At 73.8% G+C, this 24,115-nt stretch carries 20 protein-coding genes and 1 riboswitch; of the genes, 9 read left to right on the forward strand and 11 right to left on the reverse strand.

The window, feature by feature from the left end; all coding sequences use genetic code 11:
* Position 1 precedes the first annotated feature (1 nt).
* A complete protein-coding gene (locus FJ694_RS16925; protein ID WP_157268420.1) occupies positions 2-1,669 on the forward strand; it encodes a tannase/feruloyl esterase family alpha/beta hydrolase in 1,668 nt (555 codons plus the stop codon).
* Positions 1,670-1,687: 18 nt separating this feature from the next.
* Here FJ694_RS16925 and FJ694_RS16930 read toward each other — a convergent pair whose 3' ends face one another.
* Positions 1,688-1,903, reverse strand: a complete 216-nt coding sequence (locus FJ694_RS16930; RefSeq protein ID WP_157268421.1) for a hypothetical protein — start codon at positions 1,901-1,903, stop codon at positions 1,688-1,690.
* Positions 1,904-2,097: 194 nt separating this feature from the next.
* Here FJ694_RS16930 and FJ694_RS16935 point away from each other — a divergent pair, with 194 nt between their 5' ends.
* Both FJ694_RS16935 and FJ694_RS16940 read left to right on the forward strand, forming a co-directional pair.
* Positions 2,098-2,352 (forward strand): type II toxin-antitoxin system Phd/YefM family antitoxin, encoded by a 255-nt coding sequence (locus tag FJ694_RS16935; RefSeq protein ID WP_157268422.1) that lies wholly within the window; start codon positions 2,098-2,100, stop codon positions 2,350-2,352.
* Positions 2,353-2,428: 76 nt separating this feature from the next.
* Complete coding sequence (locus tag FJ694_RS16940) at positions 2,429-2,842, forward strand: type II toxin-antitoxin system VapC family toxin (protein WP_157268423.1); 414 nt, start codon at positions 2,429-2,431, stop codon at positions 2,840-2,842.
* 4 nt (positions 2,843-2,846) lie between these two features.
* Here the strand turns inward: FJ694_RS16940 and FJ694_RS16945 are convergent, their stop codons facing one another.
* From FJ694_RS16945 to FJ694_RS16965, 5 genes are all read right to left on the reverse strand, one after another.
* Positions 2,847-3,566: an endonuclease III domain-containing protein gene (locus FJ694_RS16945; RefSeq protein WP_157268424.1), complete on the reverse strand. Its 720-nt coding sequence runs from the start codon at positions 3,564-3,566 to the stop codon at positions 2,847-2,849.
* A gap of 46 nt (positions 3,567-3,612) precedes the next feature.
* Entirely contained in the window at positions 3,613-4,794 is a 1,182-nt protein-coding gene (locus FJ694_RS16950; RefSeq protein ID WP_157268459.1) for an MFS transporter, read from the reverse strand.
* A gap of 68 nt (positions 4,795-4,862) precedes the next feature.
* Positions 4,863-5,372 carry a MarR family winged helix-turn-helix transcriptional regulator gene (locus tag FJ694_RS16955; RefSeq protein ID WP_157268425.1) on the reverse strand — a complete coding sequence of 170 codons (510 nt, stop codon included), beginning with the start codon at positions 5,370-5,372 and terminating at the stop codon, positions 4,863-4,865.
* A 75-nt stretch (positions 5,373-5,447) separates the two neighbouring features.
* On the reverse strand, positions 5,448-7,520 hold the full coding sequence (locus FJ694_RS16960; RefSeq protein WP_157268426.1) for a putative bifunctional diguanylate cyclase/phosphodiesterase: 2,073 nt from the start codon (positions 7,518-7,520) through the stop codon (positions 5,448-5,450).
* The gene (locus tag FJ694_RS16965) at positions 7,504-8,550 is read right to left on the reverse strand and encodes a GGDEF domain-containing protein (RefSeq protein WP_157268427.1); all 1,047 of its coding nucleotides are present in this window, start codon (positions 8,548-8,550) and stop codon (positions 7,504-7,506) included. Before FJ694_RS16965 ends, FJ694_RS16960 begins: the two co-directional genes overlap by 17 nt.
* Before the next feature lie 374 nt (positions 8,551-8,924).
* On the opposite strand from FJ694_RS16965, the gene FJ694_RS16970 reads away from it, so the two are divergent.
* Positions 8,925-10,964 (forward strand): sensor domain-containing diguanylate cyclase, encoded by a 2,040-nt coding sequence (locus FJ694_RS16970; protein WP_157268428.1) that lies wholly within the window; start codon positions 8,925-8,927, stop codon positions 10,962-10,964.
* Positions 10,965-10,971: 7 nt separating this feature from the next.
* Here FJ694_RS16970 and FJ694_RS16975 read toward each other — a convergent pair whose 3' ends face one another.
* Complete coding sequence (locus FJ694_RS16975) at positions 10,972-12,753, reverse strand: putative bifunctional diguanylate cyclase/phosphodiesterase (protein WP_157268429.1); 1,782 nt, start codon at positions 12,751-12,753, stop codon at positions 10,972-10,974.
* Positions 12,754-13,093: 340 nt separating this feature from the next.
* On the opposite strand from FJ694_RS16975, the gene FJ694_RS16980 reads away from it, so the two are divergent.
* Positions 13,094-13,513, forward strand: a complete 420-nt coding sequence (locus FJ694_RS16980) for a hypothetical protein (RefSeq protein ID WP_157268430.1) — start codon at positions 13,094-13,096, stop codon at positions 13,511-13,513.
* A gap of 229 nt (positions 13,514-13,742) precedes the next feature.
* Positions 13,743-15,782 (forward strand): putative bifunctional diguanylate cyclase/phosphodiesterase, encoded by a 2,040-nt coding sequence (locus tag FJ694_RS16985; protein WP_157268431.1) that lies wholly within the window; start codon positions 13,743-13,745, stop codon positions 15,780-15,782.
* Positions 15,783-15,804: 22 nt separating this feature from the next.
* On the opposite strand, the gene FJ694_RS16990 is transcribed toward FJ694_RS16985, so the two are convergent.
* The 4 genes from FJ694_RS16990 to FJ694_RS17005 form a co-directional block, all read right to left on the reverse strand.
* Positions 15,805-17,424, reverse strand: a complete 1,620-nt coding sequence (locus FJ694_RS16990) for an OpgD/OpgG family glucan biosynthesis protein (RefSeq protein ID WP_157268432.1) — start codon at positions 17,422-17,424, stop codon at positions 15,805-15,807.
* Positions 17,425-17,598: 174 nt separating this feature from the next.
* Positions 17,599-18,222, reverse strand: a complete 624-nt coding sequence (gene ribA / locus FJ694_RS16995) for a GTP cyclohydrolase II (protein WP_157268433.1) — start codon at positions 18,220-18,222, stop codon at positions 17,599-17,601.
* Positions 18,223-18,236: 14 nt separating this feature from the next.
* The gene (locus tag FJ694_RS17000; RefSeq protein WP_157268434.1) at positions 18,237-18,737 is read right to left on the reverse strand and encodes a 6,7-dimethyl-8-ribityllumazine synthase; all 501 of its coding nucleotides are present in this window, start codon (positions 18,735-18,737) and stop codon (positions 18,237-18,239) included.
* 101 nt (positions 18,738-18,838) lie between these two features.
* A riboswitch (FMN riboswitch) is annotated at positions 18,839-18,997 on the reverse strand.
* 68 nt (positions 18,998-19,065) lie between these two features.
* Complete coding sequence (locus FJ694_RS17005; protein ID WP_157268435.1) at positions 19,066-20,040, reverse strand: AraC family transcriptional regulator; 975 nt, start codon at positions 20,038-20,040, stop codon at positions 19,066-19,068.
* Positions 20,041-20,224: 184 nt separating this feature from the next.
* Here FJ694_RS17005 and FJ694_RS17010 point away from each other — a divergent pair, with 184 nt between their 5' ends.
* The 3 genes from FJ694_RS17010 (at position 20,225) to FJ694_RS17020 (ending at position 24,080) form a co-directional block, all read left to right on the forward strand.
* Positions 20,225-21,259 (forward strand): XdhC family protein, encoded by a 1,035-nt coding sequence (locus tag FJ694_RS17010; protein ID WP_157268436.1) that lies wholly within the window; start codon positions 20,225-20,227, stop codon positions 21,257-21,259.
* Positions 21,260-21,337: 78 nt separating this feature from the next.
* On the forward strand, positions 21,338-21,811 hold the full coding sequence (locus tag FJ694_RS17015; protein WP_157268437.1) for a (2Fe-2S)-binding protein: 474 nt from the start codon (positions 21,338-21,340) through the stop codon (positions 21,809-21,811).
* A 19-nt stretch (positions 21,812-21,830) separates the two neighbouring features.
* A complete protein-coding gene (locus tag FJ694_RS17020; protein WP_157268438.1) occupies positions 21,831-24,080 on the forward strand; it encodes a xanthine dehydrogenase family protein molybdopterin-binding subunit in 2,250 nt (749 codons plus the stop codon).
* Positions 24,081-24,115 lie beyond the last annotated feature (35 nt).

Here is a 24,115-nt window from a genome sequence, read left to right on the forward strand (position 1 = left end):
CATGCCGTACCTCCAGGCAAGCATCCCGTCCCGACCCGGCATCCTGGCCGCCGCCTGTGCCACGCTGCTTACCGCCTGCGGCGGCGGCAGCGGCACGCCCGCCACCCCGCCCGCGGAAACCGCGCTGGCCCTGAGCTGCGAGCAGATTGCTCAGCAAGCACTGGCCGGCACCACGCTCAGCGCCACCAGCGCCGCGGCCGGCACGGTGGTGCAGACCGTGACGCTGCCCGAGCACTGCGTGGTCACGGGCAAGATGAACCCGCGCACCGGCAGCGATGGCAAGCCTTACCACACCGGCTTCGAGCTGCGCTTGCCCAAGGCCTGGAACGGCCGCTTCATGTTCCAGGGCGGCGGCGGCAACGACGGCGTGGTGCGCCCGGCCATCGGCGCGCTGGCCGGCAATGAGGGCTCCAACAGCGGGCTGGGCACCAGCGCACTGGCCAAGGGCTTCGCCGTCGTCACCACCGACGCCGGACACCAGGTCACGGACGCGAGCTTCGGGCTGGACGCGCAGGCACGCATCGACCATGCCTACAACAGCTACGACAAGGTCACGCTGGCGGCCAAGGACCTCATCGCGCGCGCCTACGGCCGCGCCCCGGACCGCTCCTACTTCGTCGGCTGCTCCGGCGGCGGGCGCCAGGCGTTGTTGTTCCCGCAACGCTTTCCCAACCACTTCGACGGCGTCGCGGCCAATGCGCCGGCCATCAAGGTCGCCAAGGAAGCGACGCTGGCCTCGGTGTGGAGCACCATCGGCTACACCAACGCCGCGCCGGTGGAGAACGGCGCCCGCATCCTGAGCAAGGCGCTGTCCGATGCCGACTTGAAGCTCGTGTCCAACAAGGTGCTGGAGCGCTGCGACGGCCTGGACGGCGCGGTGGACGGCATCGTCGCCGCCAACCCGTCGGCCTGCAATTTCGACCCCGCCGTGCTGCAGTGCAGCGGCGCCAAGACGGCGGAATGCCTCACGGCCGAGCAGGTGACGGCGCTCAAGCGCGACTTCGGCGGGCCGCGCAACTCGACCGGCCAGCAGCTCTACGCCACCTGGCCCTGGGACGCGGGCATCAGCGCCCCCGACTGGCGCAACTGGCGTCTGGGCACCTCCACCACGGCCGAGCCCAACTCGCGCAACGCCACGCTCATTGCCGGCGACGCCATGAAGCTGGAGTTCTTCACGCCGCCCGACCCCTCGTTCGATTACCTCGCGTTCAACTTCGACACCGATCCGGCTCGGCTCGATGCCTACGCAGCCATCTACAACACCACATCCACCGACGTGGCGGCTTTCAAGGCTCGCGGCGGCAAGATGCTGCTGGTGCACGGCACGAGCGACGCGATCTTCTCGGCCAACGACACCATCGACTACTACGGTCGCCTGGCCGAGGCCAACGGCGGCGCAGCGGCCACCGGCGACTTCGCGCGGCTGTTCCTGGTGCCGGGCATGAACCACTGCTCCAACTCGCGCGGTCCGGCCACGGATCTCTACGACGCGCTCACGCCGCTGGTGGAGTGGGTGGAAAAAGGTACCGCGCCGGAGAGCATCGTCGCCAAGGCCTCGGCCACCTCGCCGTGGCCGGGCCGCACCCGGCCGCTGTGCCCCTATCCCAAGGTCGCGAAGTACGCCGGCTCGGGCAGCATCGAGGACGCGGCCAGCTTCAGGTGCGAGTGAAGCGGGCCGCCCCCGCCGTCACTGCGAGCACCCCGACATCGTTTGCGCGCGCAAGGCCGCGTCGGAATGCGCCGGATCGCCACCCGGCGCGTCCGGCGCGTCCGCCCCGGGCTGCGCGCCGCCCTGGCTGCGGCGGCGCATGAAGGCCCACACCGTGACGCCCGTCGCCACCACCGCCGCCAGGCTGGCCACGCCCAGCACGAGGCGGCCGTGGTTCATGTTCTTCTCGGTCATGGACTGCAATGCCGGCTTCGTTCAGGAAAGCCGGCACTGTCGCCCGCGCCACGCCGGGTGTCGTGGCGGGAGTGTCAACCCCCCTTGGTGGCTTTGACCCGGGACAACTTGGGACATCCCAAACCAGGACTGCGGGCAGATGGGAAAAGAGCATGGGCCTAAACTCTGACCATTCTGGTCAGAAAAGGACTGACATGCACTCATGGCAAATGCAGGAAGCCAAGGCGCGGCTCTCGGAAGTCGTCAAGCGTGCCGAGGCGGAAGGGCCGCAGGACATCACGCTGCATGGCCGCTCGGTGGCCGTGGTGCTGTCGCGCGCAGCATTCGAGCGCCTGTCGCAGCGCCAGGCGTCGCTGGTGGAGTTCATGCAGGCTTCCCCACTGGCCGGCCTGGACGATGAACTGGAGTTCAAACGCGACCGCAGTCCTACGCGGGACGTGGAATTGTGAACTCCCCCGCACGGCCGCTCCGAAGAGGGCGATCCCTCCCGCCCAGCAGGACCGCGCGCAGCGCGACGGTGCCCGAATGAGCTACCTGCTCGATACCAACGTGCTGTCGGAGTTGCGGCGGCGCCAGCCCGACGCCCGGGTCGTGCAGTGGATCGGGCAACGGCCCGCAGGCACGCTCTACCTGAGCGTGCTGACGCTGGGCGAGATTCGCAAGGGCATCGAGGCGCTGGCCGACGCCTCCCGGCGGCTGGCACTGCAGGACTGGCTGGAAGCCGAACTGCCCGCCTTCTTCACCGGGCGTGTCCTGCCGGTGGACGCCGGCGTGGCCGACCGCTGGGGCCGCCTCGTGGCCCAGGCGGGCCGGCCGCTGCTGGCCATCGACAGCCTCCTGGCCGCCACGGCCGCGCATCACGGCATGGTCCTGGTGACGCGCAACCGGCGCGACTTCGACGGGCTCGGCCTACAGGTGCTGAACCCCTGGGAAAACTGAGTCCCTACCGGTGCCCCGCCACGCCCACGCGCCGGCACATGTCGCGCACCGGGCAGGTCGAGCAGCGCGGCAGCGTGGTGGTGCACACGTGCTTGCCGAAGGGCACCAGCAGCCGGTTGATGTCGATCCAGTGCTCGCGCGGCAGCACCCGCTCCAGCGCCGCGAGGCTGCGCTCCGGCGTGCCCGCCTGCACGTAGCCCCAGCGGTTGGAGATGCGGTGCACGTGGATGTCCACGCCGATGCGCGGCTCGCCGCAGGCAATGCCCAGCACCAGGTTCGCGCACTTCGGCCCCACGCCGCGAAAGCCCAGCAGCACCGCCTCGTCGCAGGGCAGCGTGCCGCCGTGGCGTTCGGCCACCTCGCGCGCGATGGCGTGGATCTGCGCCGCCTTGCCCTCGTGGAAGGTCGAGTCGGCGATGGCCGCGTCGATGGCCTCGACGTCCAGCGCCGCCACCTCGGCCGGCGTGCGCGCCAGCGCGAAGAAGCGTCGCGCGCACACCAGCGAGACCTCGTCGCGCGTGCGGATCGACAGGATGCAGGCCACCAGCTGCTCGAAGGCCGAGGTGAAACCGTCGTCGTGCAGCTCGAACAGTGCCGCCTTCGGGAACGGCGCGATGGCCTCCTCGATGCGCGCCAGCGCCACGCCCACGTCGAAGGGCTCGGTCACGGGCAGCGGCGCGCTGGAGACGCGGCTGGACGGGCGCGGGCGGGGCGAGGCTTCCATGGCCTGCGCCCCGGCAAGGCATGCGCCCGCCGGCGCCAAGCCCGGCTCAGGCCGGCGCCGCCGCCGGCCGCGGCCGGGCCTCGCGGATGGGCAGGTTCACCAGCGCGGCGGCCAGCGCCAGCGCGGCGTCGGCCCACCACATCCAGGCGTAGCTGCCGGTGTGCACCACGGCCAGCCCGCCCAGCCAGGCGCCGAAGAAGCCGCCGACCTGGTGGCTCAGCAGCGTCAGCCCGAAGAGCGTGGCCAGGTAGCGCGTGCCGAACAGCTTGGCCGTGAGCCCGGCCGTGGGCGGCACGGTGGCCAGCCAGGTCGCGCCCAGGACGGCGGCGAAGACGTAGAAGGTCCAGGGCTCCTTGGGCGCGGCGAGATAGGCCAGCACCGCCACGGCGCGCGAGGCGTACATCCAGAACAGGATCATCTTCATGCGCACGTGGTTGCCCAGGGCGCCCGCGGCCAGGCTGCCGGCCACGTTGGCCAGCCCGATCACGGCCAGCGAGGTCGCCGCCACGCCGGCCGGCAGCCCGCACAGCGCCACCTCGCCCGGCAGGTGCGTCACCAGGAAGGCGATGTGGAAGCCGCAGGTGAAAAAGCCCGCGTGCAGGCACCAGTAGCTGCGGTTGCGCAGCGCCACGCGCAGCTGCGCGCGCAGCGGCATCTCGCCGGCGGCCGCCGCCGCGGCGGCCGGCGCGCGCGGCCGGCCGCGCAGCGCCCAGGCCATGGGGATGGTGGCCAGCGCCGCCGCGGCCATCACCCACATCGCCTGCATCCAGCCGAAGGCCGACATCACGGCCTGGTTCAGCGGCGCGAACAGGAACTGCCCGAAGCTGCCGCCGGCATTGATGAAGCCGCTGGCAAAGGCGCGCCGCTCAGGCGGCAGCCGCTGCGCCGTGGCGCCGATCAGGATGGAGAAGCTCCCCGCCCCGGCCCCGGCCGCGCTGAGCACGCCCAGCGCAAACACCAGGCCCCACTCGCCCGTGACCCGCGTGGTCAGCGCCATGCCGGCGGCCAGCATCACGGCGCCGGCCACGATTACCCGCGCCGGCCCCCAGCGGTCGGCCACGGCGCCGAACACCGGCTGCGCCGCGCCCCACACGAACTGCCCGACGGCCATGGCGAAGCTGACGGTGGCGATGCCCAGCCCGGTATGCGTGTTCAGCGGCGACACGAACAGCCCCAGCGACTGGCGCGCGCCCATGGTGATCATCAGGATGGCCGCGGCCACCAGCATGGTCAGCCAGGCGCTGCGCGCGGCGGCGGCGGATGCGGTGGCGGCCGGTGTGGGAGGCAAGGCAGCGCTCACGGTTCTTCTCCTGCGTCAGGGCGGAACGCCGGCGTGACCGTGTCCAGCCAGTGGTGCAGCCCGGCGACGGTGGCCTCGCCCAGCGTGCGGTTGACTTCGAGTTGCGCGCACAGCCAGTGCGGCTGCGCCGCGTCCAGCGCGGCCGCGCCTTCGGCCGTGAGCAGCGCGCGGCGCACGCGCGCGTCGCGCGCATCGGCCACCAGCGCCGCGTAGCCCTGCCCGATCAGCGGCTTGAGGTTGCGCGTGAGCGTGGTGCGGTCCATGTCCATGCGCTCGGCCAGCTCCGACACCGCCAGGCCCTGCGCCCCGGCCGCGCGCCGCAGCGTGGCCAGCAGCGCGTACTGCGTGACGCGCAGCCCCACGGCGGCCAGCTCCCGGTCGTACACCGCCGTGACGCGCCGCGTCAGCCGGCGCAGCCGCGAGCAGGTGCAGCCGCGCGGCGCCGCAGCGGAAGCGGCCTCCGGCGGCAACGGCGGGAAATCGGGCCGGGACGGATTTGAGTGCATATGCACGCATTCTGCCGGACGCCGCGCCGGACCGTTGCGGCATGACCCTGCCGCCTCGCATGGCAAGCCCGCGCCCTACGGCTGTGACCGCGGCGGCTCTGCCGTGCCCTCGTGCGCCGCCAGGAACTCCGCGGCCGCCTGCGGCGGCAGCGGGCGGCTGACCAGGAAGCCCTGCAGCGCCGCGCAGCCGCGCTCGCGCAGCATCTGCGCCTGCTCGGCCGTCTCCACCCCTTCGGCGATGGCGCTCATGCCCATGGCGCGCGCCATGGCCAGGATCGTGTCCACGATGGCGCGCGCCTCGCCGTCGCTGGCCAGGTCGCGCACGAAGCCGCGGTCGATCTTGAGCGTGTCGAAGCGGAAGCGCCGCAGGTAGCCCAGCGCCGAGTAGCCGGTGCCGAAGTCGTCGAGCGCGAGGCGGAAGCCGTGCTCGCGCAGCTCGGTGAGTGCCTGCACGGCGGCGTCCACGTCGTCGATGAGGGCCGACTCCGTCACCTCCAGCTCGATGCGCCCGGGCCGCAGCCCCTGGGCGGCGGTGGCGACCTGCGCCGCGAAGCCGGGCTCGGCCAGCTGCGTGGCCGAGACGTTGACGGACAGCCGCACCGCGTCGGGCCACTGCCGCGCCTGCGCGCAGGCCTCGCGCAGCACCCACTCGCCGATGCGCGGCATCAGCCCGGCGGCCTCGGCAATGGGCACGAACTCCGCGGGCGACACCGCGCCGTGGCCGGGCGAGCTCCAGCGCAGCAGCGCCTCGAAGCCGCGGACGCGGCCGTCCTGCGCGTCCACCTGCGGCTGGTACTCCAGCCGCAGCTCGCCGCGCCCGGCCACGCCGCGCAGCGCTTCCTCCAGCGCGCTGCGGCGCTGGTCCTTGCCGGGCATCTCCGGTGCGAAGAAGCGGCAGTGGCCGGCGCCGGCGCGGCGGGCCGCGTACAGCGCGATGTCGGCATGGTTGAGCAGCGTGTCCACGTCGGCGCCGTCCCACGGCGCCAGGGCGATGCCGGCGCTGGCGCGCAGCGCCACCGGGGCGCCGCCGCAGCCGTCCTCGACGGGCTCGTCGAGCACGCCCAGCAGCCGCTGCGCCAGGGCATGCGCCACCTCGCGCCCGCCGTGCCCGCGCAGCAGCACGGCGAAGTCGCCGCCGGCCAGGCCGGCCACGGTGTCGCCGGGGCGCATCGCCGCGAGCAGCCGCTGGCCGACGGCGTCGAGCAGCCCGCGGGCGGCGGCCGCGCCGCGCGCGTCATGAAGCTGCCTGTGGCCGTGCAGGCCTAGCACCACCAGCACCAGCGGCACGGCCTCGCCCTCGGCCGCCTGCAGCGCCGCGTGCAGATGCGTGCGCAGCCGCTCCAGGTCGAGCAGCCCGGTGGCCGGCGCGGGTGCGGGTGCGGGTCCGGCCGGGCGCCAGGGCGCCGGGGGCACTTCGACTTCCGTCTCCGCGGCGGCCGCGGCGCTGCCCGGCGCCTCGTCCCCGGCGTCGCGCAGCAGCCGCCCGATGACCTGGTCCTGGCGCTCGGCGCGGGCCTCGGCCACCAGCCGTGCGCCGAAGGTCTTGGCCGTGGTCCAGACGCTGTAGACCACGATCGAGCAGTACAGCAGCAGCATCACCAGCACGCCGTCGGCCACGGCCGAGTCGGCGCGCCACATCGCCACGGCGCTGCCCAGGCCCAGCACCGCGACCCAGCCCGTGGCCGCGGCCGGCACGCTGGCCAGCGCGAAGCCGCCGCCGCACAGCATGCCGGTGACGACCACGCCGACGAAGAACTGCGTGCCCGGTCCCAGCGCGGCGAACAGCCCCGCCGGCAGCGCGGCCCAGGCCCCGGCCAGCAGCGCGGCATGCAGCACCGCGCGGCGGATGGCGCGCGGCGACGCGGTGCGCCGGGGCTGCCGGCGCGCGCGCTGCCAGCCGCCCAGGCCCAGCGCCGACAGCAGCGTGATGACGCCCAGCCACGTCAGCAGGAACGTCGCCGGCGCCTGGCTCCAGCTCACGGCGCAGACGGTGGCCGCGTTGACGACGTTGACGGCCATGGCCGCCGGCGTGAGGCGCAGCATCGCCTGCAGCTGCCGGGCGCGGAACACGCCGGCGTCCTGCGGCTCGGCCTCGAAGACGCTGAAGAAGCGGCGCAGCCGCGCCAGCGGCTCAGAAGAGGTCCACATCGCCGCCGCGCTCCGGTTCCCGCGCCAGGCCCGCCGCGGCCATCGCCGCCGGGCCGACGACGCGGTTGCGCCCTTCGGCCTTGGCCCGGTGCAGCGCGCGCCCGGCGCGCTCGACGGCGCTGGGCGGCAGCTCGGCGTGCTCCACCGCCGTGAAGCCGATGCTGACCGTGACCGGGCCGGCCTGCGGATAGCGGTGCGCGGCCACGCGCGCGCGGGCCTGCTCCAGCAGCGCGTGCACCAGGGCCTCGTCCTCGCCTTCGAGCAGCAGCACGAACCTCTCGCCGCCGTAGCGGAACACGCCCTCGTCCAGGCCCAGCACCGCGCGCAGCAGCCGCCCGGTGATGAGCAGCACCTCGTCGCCGACGATGTGGCCGCAGTCGTCGTTGATGCGGTGGAAGTGGTCCACGTCCAGCGCCGCCAGGAACCAGCCCGGCGCGCCCGGCCGCGGCGCGTGTGCGCCGGCGCCGCGGCCGGGCGTGGGCAGCACCGCGCGCAGGAAGCTGTCGTCGAAGCTCTTGCGGTTGTAGAGCCCGGTGAGCGCGTCGCGCTCGCCCCAGTCCAGCAGCGACAGGAAGTTGCCGTACAGCCGCAGCAGCCCCTCGGCCTCGCGCCGGCGCGGCTCGTCCAGCGGCTCGTCGCCGCGCAGCTCCACCACGCCCACGGCCTGCGCGCCGGCCACCAGCGGCAGCAGCGTGGCGGCCGGGCGGCCCGGCACGCGCACGCTGCGCTGGCGGCGCAGGCACTCCAGCCGCTCGGGCTCGCTCTCCAGCGGCGGCAGCCGCACGAAGCCCTGGCGGCGCGCGGCGCCGGCGGGGTGGGTGCCCAGGACGGCCGGGCCGCCCGGCGCGCCGCCCTCGGCGCCGTGCATGGACGTGAGCCAGCGCTGCGCGGGCGCCTCGCCCACGCAGCGGTGCAGGGCCACGGTTCCGGGTCGCAGCCGCGCGTGCAGCGTCTGCAGCAGCAGCGCGTCGGCGCGGTCGCGGTCGCGGTGGCCGGTGAGCTCGGCGAGTTGGTCGATCAGGGGCGTCATCAGTGGTCGAAGGGGGCGCTTCCTTGTGATCGGCCCGCGCCGGGGTGAATCAACCGGGGCCGCCGGCGCAAAACGTGCAAATGTTGGCGAAATGTGGGCGAAGTCCGGGCGCCGGGCGCGCCGGTGCGCCGCGAGTGTCGGCCAGCAGCCTCAGCGCGCATGCTTCCTTGACGCAGCGCAAGCGTGCCCGCTTTTGCGCCGGGCATCGTGAACGGTTGGCGTGCGCGGCCGCCGGTCCCGGTGCGGGCCGGGCGCCATGCCCTGCTGCTCCCCCCTGACATGGCCTTCCCTCGACGTACCGGCATGCCCGTGCCGCGCCCTGCGGACGGAACCCGCGGCGCGGCGCGGCCGCGCACGCCGCGCGGGAACGGGCCATGAAGCGCGCCGCCTGCGCCCTGCTGGCGCGGCTGGGCCATGCCCTGGGCACGCTGCGCGCGCGGCTGACGCTGGCCGGCATCGCGCTGCTGATGCTGGTGGTCTTCGCCAACACGGCGCTGCTGGTGCAGCGTGCCGACCGGGCGCTGCTGGCCGAGGAGCGCGAGCGCGAGCTCGGCGAGACGGTGCGCACCGCGGCCGTGCTCGCCAGCCAGGTGCAGGAGCTGCAGGGCGCGCTGCGCGCGGTGGCCGAGCAGCTCGACGAGGCCACGCTGCGCGACCAGGCGGCGCTGGAGCGCTTCATGCTCGACGAGGTGGTGCTGCGCCGGATGTTCGGCAACATCAGCGCCGTGACGCCCGACGGCCGCGTGCGTGCCTACGCCGAGCGCCAGGGGCTGCGCGCGGTGTCGTTCAGCGTGGCCGACCGGGCCTACTTCCGCGAGGCGCTGGTCGAGGGCCGGCCGTCCATCTCCGAGCCCGTGACCAGCCGCGCGGTGGGCGAGCCCTCGGTGGTGCTGGCGCAGCCGCTGCGCGGGCCGCGCGGCGTGTACGGCGTGCTCAGCGGCACGCTGCGCCTGGGCAGCCAGGGGCTGCTGGCGCAGGTGCTGCAGTACCGCGGCCCGGGCGAAATCGACGCGCTGCTGGTGGTCACGGACCTGCAGGGCCGCATCCTGGCGCACCCGGACCGTGGCCGGCTGCTGCAGCCGCTGGCCACCGAGCCGCGCCTTGCCGACGCCTGGGTGGACTGGGTGCGCATCGGCGCGCCGCTGGAGTCCGCGGGCGTGACCGTGCAGCAGCCCGGCGAGCTGGTCGCGGTGGCGGCAGTGGCGGGTCCGCAATGGCTGGTGTGGCGCACGCTGCCGCAGCGGCAGCTGCTGGCGCCGCTGCACGAGGCGCGGCGCCAGGCGCTGGCCTGGGCCGCCGCGATGGTGCTGGGCGCCAGCCTGGTGCTGATGGCGCTGGTGACGCTGCTGCTGCGCCCGATGCGGGCGCTGCAGCGCCGTGCGCAGCAGCTGTCGGATCCGGCCATCGACCCGCTGCACGGTTGGCCCAGGGCCGGCGGCGAGATCGGCGCGCTGGCGCGGGTGCTGCGCCAGGCCGGCGCCGAGCGCGCGCGGCTGGAGGGCGCCAACGCCGAGCTGCTGCAGCGGCTGGGCTCGGTGATGGAGGCCGCGCCGGTGGGCATCGCCTTCTCGCGCGAGAGCCGCTTCGAGCTGGTCAACCCCGAACTGTGCCGGCTGCTGGGCCTGCAGCCACCCGCCCCGGGCAGCGTGCTGCCGCTGGACGTGCTGGGGCTGGAGGACACCGTGCTGCAGGCGCTGCTGCGCCAGGTGCACCGCGCCTTCGCCGACCAGGTGCCCTACCGCGGCGAGTGGCAGCTGCGCGACGCCCGAGGCCGCGCCTTCTGGGCGCAGCTGGGCGTGCGTCCGGCGCGCGCCGAGGAGCCGGCGCGGGGACTGATCTGGACCGTCTCCGACGTGAGCGCGCAGCGCGCGGCGCACGCGCGGCTGCAGTGGGCCGCGCACCACGACGCGCTCACCGGGCTGGCCAACCGCGCCGCCTTCGAGGTGCAGGTGCACAAGGTCTTCGCCGCGCTGCCGCACTCGGTGCCGGCGGTGCTGGTGGCCATCGACCTGGACCATTTCAAGCCCATCAACGACTCGGCCGGCCATGCCGCGGGCGACGCCATGCTCAAGGCCGTGGCCACGGCCATCCGCGGCTGCGTGCGCGCCGGCGACCTGGTGGCGCGGCTGGGCGGCGACGAGTTCGTGCTGCTCCTGGAGCGCTGCACGGCCGAGCGCGCGCTGCCCATTGCCGACGCGGTGTGCGCGGCCGTGGCCGCCATCGAGCTGCCCTGGGACGGCCGGGTGCTGCGCCTGGGCGCCTCCGCCGGCGTGGCCGCGCTGCGGGAGGACATGACCGAGGCCGCGCACTGGCTGCGCGCGGCCGACCGCGCCTGCTACGACGCCAAGGCCGCCGGCCGCGGGCGGGTGCACGCCGCCGGGCCGGGCAGCGAGGCGGCGGTGGTGCAGGAGTGACGCGCCCTCAGCCTGGCCCGGCTTCCGGCGCATCCAGCCACGCCTCCAGCGCCGGTGCCGGCATGGGCCGGGCGATGCCGTAGCCCTGGAGCTGGTGGCAGCCCAGCTCGGCCAGCAGCCGCGCGTGGGCCTCGGTCTCCACGCCCTCGGCCACCGTCGTCACACCGAAGGCCTCGGCCAGGCCGATGACGGCGCGCACGATGTGCAGGTCGCCCCGGCTTTCCAGCATGTGGCTGACGAAGCTGCGGTCGATCTTGAGGGTGCTCACCGGCAGCCGCTGCAGGTACGACAGCGAGGAGTAGCCGGTGCCGAAGTCGTCCAGCGCGAAGGAAATGCCCTGGCGCGCGCAGGCCTCGATGGCGTGGCTGGCGGCTTCCAGGTCCTCCAGCGCGGCGGTTTCCAGCACCTCCAGCTCGATGCCTTCCAGCGGCACGAGCTGCCGCGGCGCGGCCTCCTCGACCACTGCCGCCACCGTGCCGGCCAGGTCGGGCAGCGCCAGCGTGGCCGGCGACAGGTTGACGGCCACGTGCAGCCCGCGCCCGGCCGCGCGCCAGCGCACGAGCTGCGCCACGGCCTCGCGCAGCACCCAGCGGTCCAGCACCAACTCCAGCGGCGTGCCCACCACCGCCGGCAGGAACATGCCCGGCGCCAGCAGCCCGCGGCGCGGATGCTGCCAGCGCACCAGCGCCTCCACCCCCAGGCAGCGGCGCGTGCGCGCGCAGACCTTGGGCTGATAGTGCAGGCTCAGCTGCCCCGTGGCCAGCGCCGCGCGCAGCTCTTCGAGCAGGGTTTCCTGCGCCAGCGTGTGCCCGGGGCCGTCGCCGGCGCTGCAGGCGCGGTTGCGGCCCAGGCTCTTGGCCCGGTAGAGCGCCTGGTCGGCCGCGCGCAGCAGCTGCTCGGGCGTGGCGCCGTGCGCCGGATACGTCGCCACGCCGATGCTCGCGCTCAGCGCCAGCGGCTCGCCGCCCAGCGCGAAGGGCTGAGACAGCGCGTGCAGCACGCGGTCCAGCACCGGCTGCACGGCGGTGGCGCTGCCGTCGCCGGCGCCACCCAGCAGCAGCACGAACTCGTCGCCGCCGGAGCGCGCCACGGTGTCGGCCACGCGCAGCACCTCGCGGATGCGCCGCGCCGCCGCGGTCAGCAGCGCGTCGCCCCGCGCCGCGCCGATGCGCTCGTTGACGGCGCCGAAGTGGTCCAGGTCCACGCAGCACACCGCCACCTGCCGGCCGTGGCGCTCTGCGTCGGCGATGAGCCGGCCCAGCCGCTCCAGCGCCAGCACGCGGTTGGGCAGCCCCGTGAGCGCGTCGTAGTGCGTCAGCCGCTCCAGCCGCGCCTGCTGGCGCTTGTGGGCGGTGAGGTCGCTGAAGACGCCCACGTAGTGCGTGAGCTCGCCGCCGGGCGCGTGCACAGCGCTGATGCGCAGCCGCTCGGCCACGAGCCGGCCGTCGGCGCGCCGGTTCCACAGCTCGCCCTCCCAGGTGCCCTCGTCGCGCAACTGCGTCCACAGCTCGCGGTAGAAGGCCACGCCGTGGCGCCCGCTGGAAAGCAGGGCCGGTGTCTGCCCAAGCACCTGCGCGCGGGCGTAGCCGGTGATGGCTTCGAAGGCGGCGTTGACCTCGACGATGCGCGCGTGCGCATCCGTGACCAGCACGCCGTCGCTGGTGGCGTCGAAGACGTGACGCGCCACGCCATCGGGCAGCGGCGGCGGCCACAGCGCGTCGTTGGCCGGGCTGGCCGAGCGCGCCGGATCGAGGCGTGAAAGCGTGTTCTGGAAAGTCGACGGATGCATGGGTGTTCGGCCTGTGCCGCTGTCTTCGTCCACCGGCGCCGCGTGCTGTAGGGCGGCGGCGGCGTGCGCCACGCGCGCGGCGTGAAAAAGTCCGGCGCCGCGCGGCCAAGCGTGTCGCCACTGTGGCCGCCACCGGGGGCGCCATCGTGGCCGGACTGTGAACGGACCCGCGGCCACGCACGGAATCGGCGCCCGGCTTGCCGTTTGTCAAACCCGGCCGCTCCTGGGCGCCTAAATTTGGTGCACTGCCCAACCACCAGCGGGGGATGCCATGCGGAGCCAGGCCAGGTTCGGGGTCGGGTTTGGATTCGGGTGCGGCGGCCGGGAAGCGCTTGCCGCGATGGCCGTCGCGGCACTGCTGTGGCTGCCGTTGCTGCTGGCGCCGGGCCCCGCCGCCGCGGCCACCAGCGGCTTCACGCCCGGCGGCGCGGACTTCATCGTGGGCGGCCAGCAGCCGCAGGACGACGCCGTGCTGCGCCAGCGCCGCGGCCAGTACAGCCTGCTGGTGCTGACGGCGGCGCGCGCGGCCGGCGGCGGGCTCGCCACGGTGCGGCTGCGCGTGCTGGATGCGCGCCGGCGCGTGGTGTTCTCGCGCGTGCTGCCCGAGCCGTGGCTGCTGATCGACCTGCCCGCGGGGCACTACGAGGTCGAGGCTGCCAGCCAGGGCCAGGTGCAGCGCCAGCCGGTGACGATCGTGTCCGGCGACCACCAGGCGATGGTTTTCTACTTCGGCGGGGCGGCGCCGCTGCCGGCGGATTGAGCAGGCCGGCGGCTCCGGGCCACGCCGGGGATGCGATTTCACGCTTCCTCCATCCTGCGCGCGGCTCGAAAGCGTGAAATCGTGGACCGCAGCCCCCGGCGCCGGCCTACGCCCGGGCGCCCTCCTGCCGATACGCGGCTGCCGGCCCCACGATTTCTTCGAGCGCGCAATGGCTGCAGCCCCCCTTTCCTCCCCGTTCCATTCCGGGACCCTTCCCCGCCGACGCTTCGTGCGCGCCAGCCTCGTGCTGTTCCTGGCGGTGTCGCTGGCCGTCCTGGCGGGCCTGGGCTGGGACGCCCATGCGGAGTACGCCGGCGCCCGCTCGCGGCTGCCGGTCATCGCGCGCATGCACATGCTGCGCACGGACATCCTCCAGCTCGACGAGGTGCTGACCATGTCGGCGCGCATGGCCGCCGCCACCGGCGACCTGGCCTGGGAGCGCCGCTACCGCGAGGTCGAGCCCCGGCTGGACGCGGCCATCAAGGAAGCCCTGGCCCTGGCGCCGGACGCGGCCCGCGGCAGCGCCGCCGCAGCCACGGACGCGGCCAACACCGCGCTGGTGACGATGGAGAACCAGGCGTTCGAGCTGGTGCGGCAAGGCCGCGCGGAACGGGCGCAGCAGCTGCTGGCCGGCGACGAGTACACGCACCAGAAGCGCATCTACGGCGCCGGCATGGTCGAGTTCAACCAGCACCTGCTCGACGCCAGCGAGGCGCTGGGCCGGCAGATGCTGTCCAGCGCGCGACGCAGCGTCGGCATCACCCTGGCCTCGGCGCTGGGCCTGCTGCTGGGCGTGCTGTTCGTGCTGCGCAGCACGCGGCGCTGGCAGCACGCCGTGATGCGCAGCCACGAGGCGCTCAACGCCCGCAGCGCGGAGCTGGCCGAGCTCAACGTCCGCCTCGACACGCGCGTCCGGGAGCGCACGCAGGCGCTGTGGGTGTCGGCGCAGCAGGCCCGGCTCGCGGCGGAGCGTGCCGAGTTCCTGGCCTACAACGACGCGCTGACCGGGCTGCCCAACCGCGCCATGTTCAGCCGCCTGCTGGGCCAGGCGCTGGACGCCGGCCCTGCGCCGCAGGGCACGCTGGCGCTGCTGTTCGTGGACCTGGACCGCTTCAAGAACGTCAACGACACGCTGGGACACGAGGCTGGCGACCGGCTGCTGCGCGACATGGCGCTGCGCCTGCGCGGCTGCGTCGGCGCAGGCGACACCGTGGCCCGGCTCGGCGGCGACGAGTTCGTGGTGCTGGCCACCGGCGCCGACGGGGCGGCGGCGCTCGCGGCGCTGGCGCAGCGGCTGCTGGCGGCGGTGTCGCGCCCGCTGGCGCTGGCCGGGCAGGAGTTCCACGTCACGGCCAGCGTGGGCATCAGCATGTACCCCCGTGACGGCGAGGACGAGCGCACGCTCATGAAGCACGCCGACATCGCCATGTACCAGGCCAAGGAGGACGGCAAGAACACCTACGCCTTCTACAGCGCCGATGCCAACGCGCATTCGCTGGAGCGGCTGGCCTTCGAGTCCAGCCTGCGCCGCGCGCTGGCGGCCGGGCAGTTCGAGGTGCATTACCAGCCCAAGGTCGATGCGCACAGCGGCGCCCTGAGCGGCGTGGAGGCGCTGCTGCGCTGGAAGCATCCCGACCTGGGACTGGTGTCGCCGGCACGCTTCATCCCCGTGGCCGAGGAGATGGGCCTGATCGTGGACATCGGCCGCTGGGTGCTGGAGACGGCCTGCGCGCAGCACGTGGCGTGGCGCGCGCAGGGCCTGGCGCCGCTGCGCGTGGCGGTGAACCTGTCGGCGCGCCAGTTCTACGACGACGCCCTGCTGGGCGACGTGCGCGCCGTGCTGGAGCGCACCGGCATGGACCCGGCATGGCTGGAGCTGGAGATCACCGAGAGCATGCTCATGCGCCACGTGGACGAGGCCGTCACGGTGCTGCAGGCCTTCAAGGCGCTGGGCATCCGCGTGTCGCTGGACGACTTCGGCACCGGCTACAGCTCGCTGGCCAACCTCAAGCGCTTCCCCATCGACACGATCAAGATCGACCGCTCCTTCGTGCACGACCTGCCCGCCAGCGAGGAAGACCGCGCCATCACCGAAGCCGTCATCGCCATGGGCCGCACGCTGAGCATGACGGTGGTGGCCGAGGGCGTGGAGACGCAGGACCACATCGACTTCCTGAAGGCCCGCGGCTGCGACGAGCTGCAGGGCTGGTTCTTCGGCAAGGCGGTGCCGGCGGCGGACATCGCCGGCCGGCTGCAGCGCTCGCCCTGAGCGCGGCGCGCGCCGGCGCCGTTCAGAACAAGCGCCGCTCCGACACCGGCGGCGGCGTCCACTGGTACGTCCAGGTTTCCGTCATCGGCCGGCCCTGGTAGCGCAGGAACAGGCGCAGCTCGACCGGGTCGGTGCGGTCGTCGGCCGGGCGCAGGTCGAACATGGCGCGCCAGCCGCGCACGGCGGCCAGCGGGCGCGCGGAAGTGATCTCCACCGTGCCGCGCGAGGCCGTGATCACCGGCTCCAGCACCGCGTCGGGGCCCAGCAAACTGAAATCGCCGCCGGCGAAGTCCACGGCGAAGCGCTGCGACCAGTACTGGCGCTTCTGCCCGACGACGCCGCCCAGGCCCGTGCGCGTGGCCACCACCTGCGCGCCGCGCGGCGCCACCGGCGGCTGCGCGCCCCAGTGCAGCTGGTAGCTGAAGAGCCGCTCCTCGCCCGCCGCCAGCGGCTGCGCCGGGTGCCAGAAGGCGACGATGTTGTCGTTGGTCTCGTCGTCGGTGGGCAGCTCGATCAGCTCCACCGCGCCGCGGCCCCAGTGGCCCTTGGGCGTGACCCACAGGCTCGGCCGCTTCTCGTAGAACACGCCGTCGTCCTGGTAGTGGTCGAAGGCACGGTCGCGCTGCAGCAGCCCGAAGCCGCGCGGGTTGTCGTCCGTGAAGGCCGAGTAGCGCAGCCCGGCCGGGTTGGTCAGCGGGCGCCACAGCCACTCGCCCGCGCCGGTGCACAGCGCCAGGCCGTCGGAGTCGTGCACCTCGGGGCGCCAGTCGTCGGCGCGGCGCCGGTCGTTCTCGCCGTACTGGAACATGCTCGTCAGCGGCGCGATGCCCAGCCGCTCGACGGGGCGGCGGGGGTAGAGGGCCGCGTCCACGTCCATCACCAGGGTGTCGCCGGGGCGGATGTCGAAGCGGTAGGCGCCGGCCACGCTGGGCGAGTCCAGCAGCGCATAGACGGTGAGCAGGTCGGCGTCCCGCGCCGGGCGCTCGAACCAGAAGTCGGTGAAGCGCGGGAATTCCTCGGGGCGGTTCAGCCCGGTGTCGATGGCCAGGCCGCGCGCCGACAGCCCGTACTGGCGCTCGCCGCCCACGGCGCGGAAGTAGCTCGCGCCCAGGAAGGCGGCCACGTCGCTGCGCCAGTCGGTGTGGAAGTTGACGCGGAAGCCGGCGAAGCCCAGGTCGCGCGGCAGCTTCGTGCCCTGCAGCCCGCTCTTGCCGTAGTCGAACATGCCCGGGTCGTAGGCCAGCTCGCGGGCCTTGCCCTGCACCACCTCGTGCAGCCGCACGGCGCTCTTGAAGAACAGGCCCAGGTGGAAGAACTTCAGCTGAAAGCGGCCTTGGCTCTGCGCGTCGCCGGCCCACAGCGCGTGGTCGTCGCGGAAGCGCAGCGCCTGGTACTGGTCCCAGTCCAGCGCCGCCACTTCGGGCGGCAGCACCTCGCTGGGCGGCTTGTAGGCCACGGCGGCCAGCGAGCGCGCCAGGCCCTTCAGCCAGGCGTAGTCGAAGCCTGGGGCGGCCGCGCCGGGCGGCGGCAGGTCGGGGGGAAGCTCGTTGGAGCGGGCCGCGGCGGCGGCGAGGACCTTGGGGGCCTGCAGGCCCAGGGCGGTGAAAGCGGCGAGGTAGCGGGCGAAATGGCGTCGGTGCATCGGTGCTGGATCGGGCGCATCAGGGCCGGGATGCGGCGCAGCATAGCCGCCACGGCCCGGGTTAACCCGAGGCAACGGGTTGCGAGGGGTAAGCTGACCCGGCGCGCAAGAACCGGTTCCCGGGCGGTGCAGACGGTTACCACGCCGGCTTGGCAGCCGGCGTGCCAAAAGACCTCAATCGCCCAGCAAATGCCCCAGCCGCTCGCGCTTGGTGGCGAGGTAGCCGGCGTTCTCCGGGTGCGCGCCGGCGGCGTGCAGCTCGCGCTCCAGCACCTCGATGCCCTGCTCGCGCAGCGCCAGCAGCTTGAGCGGGTTGTTGCTCATGAGCCGGATCGAGCGCACGCCCAGCGCCTTGAGGATGGCGCCGGCCGCCTCGTAGCGGCGCGCGTCCACCGGGTGGCCCAGGGCGAGGTTGGCGTCCACCGTGTCCAGCCCTTCATCCTGCAGCGCATAGGCGCGCAGCTTCTGCGCCAGGCCGATGCCCCGCCCCTCGTGGCCGCGCATGTACACGATCACGCCGCGCCCGGCCTCGGCGATGCGCTGCAGCGCCAGCTGCAGCTGCGGCCCGCAGTCGCAGCGCAGCGAGCCCAGCAGGTCGCCGGTCAGGCACTCGGAGTGCACGCGCGCCAGCACGCCCTCGGCGTCCTGAAGATTGCCCTTGCGGATGGCCAGGTGCTCGACGCCGGCGCTGGGGTCGGTCCAGGTCTGCAGCTCGAACTCGCCGTGCGGCGTGGGCAGCCGGGCGACGGGCCCGGCCTCGACCTGCGGCAGCAGCAGCAGGGGTGCGTCGGATTTCATGAGCGCCTCCACCGTCAGCGCGCGAGCGCGTCGAGCTGGCGCAGGCTGCGCAGCGTCGCCAGCGCGGCGGCGGCGACCTCCTCGCCCTTCTTCACGAAGTGCGCGGCGAAGAAGTTGCGGTGCTCGTCGTGGTCGTGGAAGTCGCGCGGCGTGAGCACGGCGGAGAACACGGGCACGCCGGTGTCGAGCTGCACGCGCATCAGGCCGTCGATGACGGCGCTGTTGACGAACTCGTGGCGGTAGATGCCGCCGTTGACGATCAGCCCGCAGGCGATGACGGCGTCGAAGGCGCCGCTCTCGGCCAGCTTCTTGGCGTGCAGCGGGATCTCGAAGGCGCCCGGCACGGCGACGTGCGTGAGCGTGGTGGCGGCGTCGAGGCCCTGGCGGGCCAGCTCGGCGTGGAGGCCCTCGTGCGCGCGCTCGACGATGTCGCGGTGCCAGGAGGCACTGACGACGGCGATGCGCGGCCGGAAGGCGGCGGAGGAAGAAGAAGCCTTGACGTTGGTCTGATTCATGGTCGGTCCGTACGGCGACGTGGGTTGGCCAGAATCAGGGCGCATGAGACGCACTGGCGCGGCGGCCGCCCGAAAAAGGAAGCGGTCGGCCCTCACGCCAGGCGCGCTCTCTTTCATCCGGACTGTGACCGTCGGCCCTGGCCTCGCACCAGGTCTGCTGACCCCGGCGCCGCTTGCGCGGCACCGGGCGCTCGCGGGCTCCCGGCGCTTTCGCCCCGGATACCGCCGGTGGGGAATTCCACCCCGCCCTGAGAACGCTGCCGGCGCCTTGCGGTGCCGGCCTGGGGATTCTACGGGGCGAAGCTATTTCATGGGGTGCGACGGGATTTCAGCGCGGCGCCTGCAGCGCGGCCTCCCGCAGCCCGCTGATGTCCCGCCCCGGCGGCGCCCCGAACTCGCGGCTGTATTCGCGGCTGAACTGCGACGCGCTCTCGTAGCCGACGCGGTAGGCGGCCGTCGAGGCGTCCAGGTGCTCGGCGAACATCAGCCGCCGCGCCTCGCTCAGTTGCAGCCGCTTGCGGTACTGCAGCGGGCTCATGGCGGTGAGCTGCTTGAAGTGGTGGTGGAAGGTCGAGACGCTCATGCGCGCCTCGGCCGCGAGGCTCTCCACGCGCAGCGGCTCGGTGAAGCGCGTGCGCAGCAGCTCGATGGCGCGCGCGACCTGCTGGCCGTGGCTGCCGCTGGCGCCGATGCGCCGCAGCCGGGCGCCCTGGTCGCTGACCAGCAGCCAGTACAGGATCTCGCGCTGCGCCAGCGGCGCCAGCACCGGGATGCCCCCCGGCTCGTCCAGCAGGTCCACCAGGCGCTGGAAGGCCTGCAGCAGCCGCCAGTGCACGCGCCCGGTGGTCATGGCGCGCTCCTCCTCCAGGCCGCGCGCCGGCGGCAGCTTGCCTTCCAGCACCAGGCGGCCGATCTCGTGCGGGTCCAGCGTCATCAGCAGCGCCATGAAGGGGCGCTCCGGGCTGGCGTCGAGGATGTGGGTCACGGTCGGCACGTTCAGCGCCGTGACCAGGAAGCGGCCCGGGTCGTAGGTGAAGGCCTCGGCGCCCAGCAGCACGCGCTTGCGGCCCTGCACGATCAGCCCGACGCTGGGCTGGTACAGGCCGCAGATCGGGCCGACCGGGTTGTGCGTGCGGTACATCGACAGGCTCGGCAGCGCCGCCGGCTGGTGCACCTGCAGCCCGTCGGTCCAGCGCTCGATGCTGCGCGCCAGGCCTCGGCGCGCTGTCTCGAAGCGCTCGGCGTCGTCCGCGGCCGGGGCGGCCGCGATGGGTGCGGGAGGGGTGGCCAGGGTGTCGTCCATGGTCGCGGTCTTGAGCGGGGTCAGGCCGCGATGCTAGCCAGGATGGGCCGGCCGGCGGATGCCGCGCCGGAGGATCAGGCAAACAACTCGCAGCATCGAGCTATCGGGCCGCGCCGCGCCACGGACACACTCGCGCCGTGACGGGCGCAGGATCAGGCCATCGGGCCGGCGAGAAGGAGACGCGATGGAACACGTGGACGTGATGGTGCTGCGCACGCTGGCCGAGTGGCGCGCCCAGGGCCGGCGCGCGATGCTGGCCACCGTCGTGCGCACCTGGGGATCGTCGCCGCGCCCGGTCGGCTCGATGCTGGCGCTGCGCGAGGACGGCGCCGTGGTCGGCTCGGTCTCCGGTGGTTGCATCGAGGACGACCTGATCCACCGCCACGTCCACGCCGGCGCGCTGCCCGAAGGGCTGCCGCGCTTCCTGACGTATGGCGTCAGCGCCGACGAGGCGCACCGCTTCGGCCTGCCCTGCGGCGGCACGCTGGAGCTGCTGCTGGAGCCTGACCCCGACGCCGCGCTGCTGCGCGCGCTCATCGACGCCCTGGACGCCGGCCACCTGATGCGCCGCGCCGTGCGGCTGCGCGACGGGCGCGTCACGCAGGGCGCGACGGCCGAGCCCGCGGCGTACGCGACGGCCGAGGAGGTGGTCAACACCTTCGGGCCGGCGTACCGGCTGCTGCTCATCGGCGCCGGCGCGCTGGCCGAGTGCCTGGCCACCATGGCGCTGTTCAGCGGCTTCACCGTGACGGTGTGCGACCCGCGCGAGGAATACGCCGGGCACTGGGGCGTGGCCGGCGCGAAGCTGGTGCGCGCCATGCCCGACGACGCCGTGGCCGATTTCCGCCCCGACGCGCGCAGCGCCGTCGTCGCCCTCACGCACGACCCCAAGCTCGACGACCTGGCGCTGCTGCAGGCGCTGGAGAGCCCGGCCTTCTACGTGGGTGCCATCGGCAGCCGGCGCAACGACGCGGCGCGCCGCGCGCGGCTGGCCGAGCATTTCGGCCTGTCGAGCGCGCAACTGGCGCGGCTGCGCGGGCCGGTGGGCCTCTTCATCGGCAGCCGCACGCCGCCGGAGATCGCCGTGAGCATCATGGCCGAGCTGCTGGCCGTGAAGAACGGCGTGGCGCTGCCCGCCGCCCTGTCGGTGCGCGCGGCCAAGGATCTCGGCAGCGCGCCCTGCCACCAGGATTCCCGGGCGCTGGCCGACGCGGCCTGACGCCCTCCCTGCCCCGGCAGCGCGCGCTGCAGCCAGCGCGGGCCGCCGGATGTGTTCCTACCCAACCCCGATGCTGCGATGACCACACTCCACGTCAACGGCCGCGAGCAGGCGCTCGACGTCGATCCCGCCACGCCCGTGCTCTGGGCGCTGCGCGACACGCTGGGCCTGACCGGCACCAAGTTCGGCTGCGGCGCCGCGCAATGCGGCGCCTGCACCGTGCACCTGGACGGCCAAGCCATCCGCTCCTGCGTCACGCCGGTCTCGGCCGTGGCCGGGAAGAAGATCACCACCATCGAGTCCGTCACCGATGGCCAGGACCGCGTCGGCAAGGCCGTGCACGCCGCCTGGGTCAAGCACGACGTGGCGCAGTGCGGCTACTGCCAGAGCGGGCAGATCATGTCGGCCACCGCTTTCCTGAAGTCGCTGCCCAAGGGCAAGGTGCCCGCCCAGGGCGAGATCGACGCCGCCATGGCCGGCAACATCTGCCGCTGCGGCACGTATGAGCGCATCCGCGCCGCCGTCACCGACGCCGCGAAGGCGCTGGCCTGAGCCGGGAAGGAGTCTGCACATGATCTTCGACACCACCCACACCCCCGAGCTGCCCAAGGCGCTGCAGGCGATGCTGGCCCGCGACGAGCCGGTCGAGGCCGCACCCGGCCTGGCGCGGCGCAGCTTCCTGAAGATGGCGGCGGCCGGCGGCTTTGCCCTGGGTGCCTTCCCGTTGGCGGCCGGCGCGGCGGCCGACGACCCGGCGCCGGCGGCGGGCCTGAAGCCCACGCAGCAGCCCTCGGCCTTCGTGAACATCGGCCGCGACGGCACCGTCACGGTGACCATCAACCGCCTGGACTTCGGCCAGGGCGTGCAGACCGCGCTGCCGATGATCCTGGCCGAGGAGCTGGATGCGGACTGGAGCAAGGTGCGCAGCATCCACGGCAGCAACGACCCGGCCTATGCCGACCCCAAGTACGGCATCCACCTCACCGGCGGCTCCAACACCATCAAGAACAGCTACGAGCAGTACCGCGAGCTGGGCGCGCGTGCCCGCGCCATGCTGGTGGCCGCCGCGGCCGAGCGCTGGAAGGCCGATCCCGCCGCGCTGCGCACGCAGTCCGGCGTGGTGATCGGCCCGGGCGGCAGGCGCCTGACCTACGGCGAGCTGGCCGAGGCCGCGATGGCGCAGCCGGTGCCGCAGAAGGTCGTGCTCAAGGACCCGAAGCAGTTCCGGCTGATCGGCCACGCCACCACGCGGCTCGATGCCGCGGACAAGAGCAGCGGGCGCCAGGACTACGGCATCGACGTGCGGCTGCCCGGCATGCTCACCGCCGTGGTGGCGCGCCCGCCGGTGTTCGGCGCGAAGCTGGCGGAGGTGGACGAGAGCGCCGCGCGCGCCGTCAAGGGCGTCAAGGCCATCGTGCGCGTGCCGGTGGACCGTGGCGGCGAGGGCGTGGCCGTGATCGCCGACGGCTACTGGCCGGCCAAGACCGCGCGCGAGGCGTTGAAGCTGCGCTGGGACACCAGCGGCGTGGAGAAAGTGGACAGCGCGCGGCAGCTGGAGCAGTACCGGGCGCTGGCGAAGCAGCCCGGCCCGCGCAAGTTCGACGCCGACGTGGGCGCGCTGGCGAACGCGCCGCATGTGATCGAGGCCGAGTTCCGCTTCCCCTACCTGGCGCACGCGCCGATGGAGCCGCTGAACTGCACCGTGCGGCTGCAGGACGGGCAGGCCGAGCTGTGGATGGGCTCGCAGATGGCGGGGCTGGACGGCCTGGCTGCCAGCAAGGCGCTGGGCGTGCCGCCGCAGAACGTGAAGGTGAACGTGCAGATGGCCGGCGGCGGCTTCGGGCGCCGCGCCATCCCGACCAGCGACTACGTGGTCGAGGCCTGCCAGGTGGTGAAGGCGGCGCAGGCCGCGGGCGTGCAGGCACCGATCCGCACGCTGTGGAGCCGGGAGGACGACATCAAGGGCGGCTACTACCGCCCGATGCACCTGCATACCGCGCGCATCGGCTTCGACAGCGAGGGGCGCGTGCTGGGCTGGGACCACGTCATCGTCGGGCAGTCGATCGTGATGGGCTCGCCCTTCGAGCCGATGCTGGTCAAGGACGGCATCGACGGCACCGCGGTCGAGGGCATGAAGGAACCGTACGACGTGCCGATGCGCCTGACGGTGCACCACCCGAAGGTGAACGTGCCGGTGCTGTGGTGGCGCAGCGTGGGCTCCACGCACACCGCTTTCGTGATGGAGACGCTCATCGACGAGATCGCGCGCCGCACGAAGCAGGACCCGGTGGCCTACCGGATGAAGCTGATGGGCCCGCAGCACGCGCGCCACCGCGCCGCACTGCAGCTGGCGGTGGACAGGAGCGGCTACGGCAAGGTGAAACTGCCGGCGGGGCACGCCTGGGGCGTGGCAGTGCACGAGTCCTTCCAGTCGGTGGTGGCCTACGTGGTGGAGGCGTCGATGCAGGACGGCCAGCCCGTGCTGCACCGCGTGACGGCCGGCGTGCACTGCAACCTGGTGGTGAACCCGCGCACGGTCGAGGCGCAGGTGCAGGGCGCGGCGCTGATGGGCCTGTCGATGTGCCTGCCGGGCAATGCCATCACGCTGAAGGACGGCGAGGTTCAGCAGGCCAATTTCCACGACTACCCGGTGGCGCGCATCACGGCCATGCCGAAGATCGCCGTGTTCACCGTGCCCAGCGCGGAGCCGCCGACCGGGATGGGCGAACCGGGGCTGCCGCCACTGGCGCCGGCGTTTGCCAATGCGATTGCTGCGCTGACGGGGAAGCAGTTGCGGGAGATGCCGTTCAGCGTGGCTTGAAACGGGGTGGCGGGCGGACAGGCCGCCATTTGTGC

It is taken from the genome of Azohydromonas aeria, assembly GCF_009760915.1.
Classification (GTDB): domain Bacteria; phylum Pseudomonadota; class Gammaproteobacteria; order Burkholderiales; family Burkholderiaceae_C; genus Azohydromonas; species Azohydromonas aeria.